Annotated in this window: 4 protein-coding genes and 1 pseudogene; all 5 read left to right on the plus strand. The window is 47.8% G+C overall.

Going from position 1 to position 4,294, the window contains the following annotated elements; all coding sequences use genetic code 11:
- The first annotated feature begins 309 nt into the window (after positions 1-309).
- Positions 310-855 (plus strand): annotated as a pseudogene (locus Q8M98_02355) (MvaI/BcnI family restriction endonuclease).
- A gap of 459 nt (positions 856-1,314) precedes the next feature.
- Positions 1,315-1,797: an adenosine-specific kinase gene (locus Q8M98_02360; GenBank protein ID MDP3113597.1), complete on the plus strand. Its 483-nt coding sequence runs from the start codon at positions 1,315-1,317 to the stop codon at positions 1,795-1,797.
- Complete coding sequence (gene thpR, locus Q8M98_02365) at positions 1,798-2,349, plus strand: RNA 2',3'-cyclic phosphodiesterase (protein ID MDP3113598.1); 552 nt, start codon at positions 1,798-1,800, stop codon at positions 2,347-2,349.
- A 13-nt stretch (positions 2,350-2,362) separates the two neighbouring features.
- Positions 2,363-3,412: a recombinase RecA gene (recA, locus tag Q8M98_02370; GenBank protein MDP3113599.1), complete on the plus strand. Its 1,050-nt coding sequence runs from the start codon at positions 2,363-2,365 to the stop codon at positions 3,410-3,412.
- Complete coding sequence (locus Q8M98_02375; GenBank protein ID MDP3113600.1) at positions 3,390-4,004, plus strand: RecX family transcriptional regulator; 615 nt, start codon at positions 3,390-3,392, stop codon at positions 4,002-4,004. Before recA ends, Q8M98_02375 begins: the two co-directional genes overlap by 23 nt.
- Positions 4,005-4,294 lie beyond the last annotated feature (290 nt).

Raw genomic sequence — 4,294 nt, forward strand, 5'->3', positions numbered from 1 at the left:
TCTCTCTAAACATCAGTAACTCCATATATGCTTATCTAATATGATGCCAATGTATTACTGATGCTGATTCTGTCAAGTAATTTCTCATCATTTATTTAGATACTATTCGTGTCAAGCATGGACTTTTTTCTATGGAGTCTAAATAACATAGGTATCTTTGGCTGGCCCAGTAATTATATCACCATGGGCACTACCTTTGAGTATTTATTGGATTTTTGGAAACCACCCTCAATATAGCAAGCTGGAGTTATTATGTTAAAAGTCTTTACCAAGGAAGAGCTGATCTCGAAACTGAAAGACATTAAGAACATGGGCTGGGTACAAAACTATCGGCAGGGTAATGATGGGTCTGCTAGGAATGTTCTTGAGGATCTTTTAGAAATCCCTGAAAATAACCTCGCCATAGCAAACGCTGGAGAGTGGGAGTTTAAAACGAAAAGAAGAGCATCATCATCTTTATCTACATTACTACACAATGAGCCATCTCCCCGAAACGCAAGGTTCGTGCCTCAATTATTGTTACCATTTTATGGCTGGAAGCATCGAGAGGCTGGCTCAAAATATCCGGAAACCGAAATGAGTTTTAGGCAAACCATATATTGCTAACGTTATAGTGACAGAGGTTTTACCGTTTTGTTAAATAGAGTTGAAGAAAAGATTGTCATCGATTTTGATGCCACAAAAGTTGATAGACGGGTTTCCGATTGGCTCAAAGACGTCGCAGGCAGAATTGGACTGGATAACCTATCTCCCGCTCCCTACGGGGGATTTCGTGATGTTGCAGCCCACATCGGAGATAAACTAATCAACTGTTTTTCCGCCTTGGTTGACGTAAAAAAAAGAGAAGGGAATTGAATACCTCTGCTTTAATGACGTTAAAATGCTAAGCACGTTTTCAATAGATAAATTCTTGGATGCGCTTGAGAATAACCTCATTTATGTTGACTTTGATGCCCGCTCAGGGCATAATCACGGAACAAAGTTTAAAATAAGAGAGAACTACATCAGTTTGCTATATAATAAGGTTACTCAAATCTAACCCGATGGTGTCATTCCACCAAGGGTATCCTTTTGCTTTACCCCGAGCCATCGTATGCCGTCCCTGATGGGGCTGTCTCGCATCTCTGTGAAACTCTGAGTTCAAATCATCTTTTCTCTGCTTTTGCTTTGTTTTTGCTCCGTTTTTCTCTGTGTTTATAAAAGTTAGCCGTGCCACGATCCCACTCTGCAACGCTATCGCCAAACTTTTGCTTGACAGCGCAAAGTGTCTATAATTCCTTGGCGGAATATACAAAATATCTTGAGGTATGAAGCATGGAATTCGTTATTGAAAAGCTCATTTTTCCATCGGATGCGAATGTGATCCTGGGGCAGAGCCACTTTATCAAAACGGTGGAAGATATCTATGAAGCGATGGTAAACAGCGTTCACGGAATCAAATTTGGCATTGCGTTTTGCGAAGCCTCGGGTCCTTGTCTGATTCGCAAGGACGGCACGGATGCCGAATTGATCAGCGTTGCCGTCGAAAACATGCGTTTACTGGCGGTGGGGCACAGTTTCATTATCATTATGCGCGGAGCTTTTCCAATCAACGTCCTCCCCGCGATCAAGGACTGCCGCGAAGTGGTCAATATCTATTGCGCCACCGCCAATCCAGTGCAAGTCATTATGGGACAAACAGAACAGGGCAGAGGCATCCTCGGAGTGATCGACGGTTCATCGCCAATCGGCGTCGAACTGGATACGGATATCTCTCATCGCAAGAAGTTTCTGCGGGACATCGGATACAAACGCTGAATGAAGACGCGCAGTTTCATCGCCCTGGAAACTCCCCCTGCAGTTCACAGGTCTCTTTGTGAAAGGCTTGCCGCCTGGAACAAGATCCCGTGTGTGAATTGGGTGAAGCCGGAAAACCTGCATCTCACCCTGATTTTTTTGGGCGACGTCGAAGCCGTCAGGATGGGCGTGGTGGATTTCACCCTGCATGAATGTCTCGAAGACCAGCATCCCTTCCTCATGCGGCTCAAGGGCTTGGAACTCTTTCCCGCTCACCAGCCGCGCCTGATTTTGGCAAGCCTGGAAAGCAGCACGGACGCCATCTTCAAGCTCAATAAAACTCTCTATTATCAGCTTAAAAAGCTCGCTCCCGAGATCGGAGACAAAGCCCTGAAACTGCACATCACCCTGGGGAGGATCAAAAGAAACCTGCCCTACCCGCTGGAAGATGAGATATTGCAAAGCGCTGTGGATAAAAATGATTATCCTTATGACACGATCAACTTGTATCGCAGCATCCTAAAACCGGACGCTCCGGTCTATCAAATCCTAAACCAATACAAACTAACATAAAGACGGAGGAAAAATGCTGGATAAAAATAAAGATGCAGCACTCAAAACCGCAATGTCCCAGCTCGAAAAGAGATTCGGCTTGGGCACCCTGATGCGCCTTGGCGACAAGCCTCACCGGGCAGTGGACGTCATCCCTACCGGAGCTTTTAATCTGGATATCGCTCTCGGCATCGGAGGCATCCCCAAAGGCAGGATCACCGAGATCTATGGAGCCGAAGCTTCCGGAAAAACCACTCTTGCCTTGCACATCGCAGCGGAAGCGCAAAAGCTTGACGGCATTGTGGCTTTCATCGACGCCGAGCATGCTTTGGACGTCTCTTATGCCAAACGTTTGGGCGTGCAGACCGAAGAATTGCTGCTTTCCCAACCCGATGGCGGAGAACAGGCATTGGAGATCACCGAAACCCTCGTCCGCAGCTCTGCTGTCGATCTGATTATCATCGATTCCGTCGCCGCCTTGGTGCCCAGACAGGAGATCGAAGGCAGCATGGGAGATAGCCACGTCGGCTTGCAGGCACGTTTGATGAGCCAGGCATTGCGCAAGCTCACCGCCATCGTTTCCAAGTCCAACACCGCGGTTCTCTTCATCAATCAGACCCGCATGAAGATCGGCGCACCGGCATACGTAAATCCGGAAACCACCACCGGCGGAGTGGCGCTAAAGTTCTATTCTTCCGTGCGTTTGGAGGTTCGGTTTGCCGGATCGATCAAACTCGCGGGAGCCGATTCCGAAGTAGTTGGCGTGAAAACCCGCGTCAAAGTGGTCAAAAACAAGTTCGCGCCGCCCTTTAAAACCGTCGTTTTCCCGATTATTTTCGGAGAAGGCATCTCGCATCTGGACATCATCCTCGAGATGGCTACCGAGATGAACATCGTCAAGAAAAGTGGATCCTGGTTCTCCTATGAAGAACACAAACTGGGTCAGGGCGCCGAAAAAACCAAACAGTTCCTGCGCGACAATCCCAATCTGCTTGCCGAAGTCGAAGCCAAAGTGAAAGAAAAAGTCAATCCGGATACCCTCTTCGCGGTAGTTCCAGAAGATGAAACTGAGGATCTGGACTGATTCCGGCAAAAGCCGCAAGTCTCTGATATTCATCGACGATAAAGTGTGGGGCGCTCTCCCTTCGAGGGCGTTTCGCATGCTTTATCCGGACAATTTTGATCAGGAGATCGAATCCGCCGAAAACCTCATCGCTCTGCTCAAAGAACAGGCATTGGCGCAGCTTTTGGATTATCTGACCAAATTTGAACACAGCGAGTGGCAATCGAGACAATTTCTGATCCGCCGCAAGTATCATCAATCTATCCTTGTTGAATGCGTATCATATTGTCTGAAAATGAACTACATCAACGATGCCCGCTTTGCAGAGCTGCTTATCCGCTCGCTCATCGAACGTGGAACCAGCAAGCAGGCAATCGTCTCCAAACTCTATGAACAACACATCAAACCCGCATTCTGGGAGCCAATTTTAAATGAACTTTATGATCGAGAGGATGCCTCGGACAAGCTCTTCGAACTCCTGAATAAATACTGCAACACACATGGCGGCATACCATTGAGCAAGCTTAGGGAAAAGGTATTCACCTATCTCTACCGCAAAGGCTATGAACTGGATCTGATCTCCTGGGCTTGGGAGAAATATACGTTAGGGTGAGTATTTGTAGTGGTGAGGCGGGCTGGAAAACCCCCTCATGGAACGCCACTACATGGAACGCCGACGTCCCCGTCGGCAACAGCAGCGGTCATCATGACGTATCCACAAATCCGTAGCCCATCCACATATTTGCAACCAATCCTGCGGACAAGAACCGACGGGGACGTCGGTAATTCGTGCGCCTGTGAGCGATACATATCAGACAGGTGAAAGTCCTGTTCAGAGCACCGTTAAAACTCTGTAGCCGAAGGTAACTGCGTCACCGTGAGGTGGGGTGGAGAGCAACTGGA

This window comes from Candidatus Cloacimonadaceae bacterium, assembly GCA_030693415.1.
Lineage (GTDB): Bacteria > Cloacimonadota > Cloacimonadia > Cloacimonadales > Cloacimonadaceae > JAUYAR01.

Coding starts and splice junctions, on each gene's coding strand:
- recA (MDP3113599.1), top strand. CDS start 2,363: ATGCTGGATAAAAATAAAGATGCAGCACTCAAAACCGCAATGTCCCAG.
- Q8M98_02360 (MDP3113597.1), top strand. CDS start 1,315: ATGGAATTCGTTATTGAAAAGCTCATTTTTCCATCGGATGCGAATGTG.
- thpR (MDP3113598.1), top strand. CDS start 1,798: ATGAAGACGCGCAGTTTCATCGCCCTGGAAACTCCCCCTGCAGTTCAC.
- Q8M98_02375 (MDP3113600.1), top strand. CDS start 3,390: ATGAAACTGAGGATCTGGACTGATTCCGGCAAAAGCCGCAAGTCTCTG.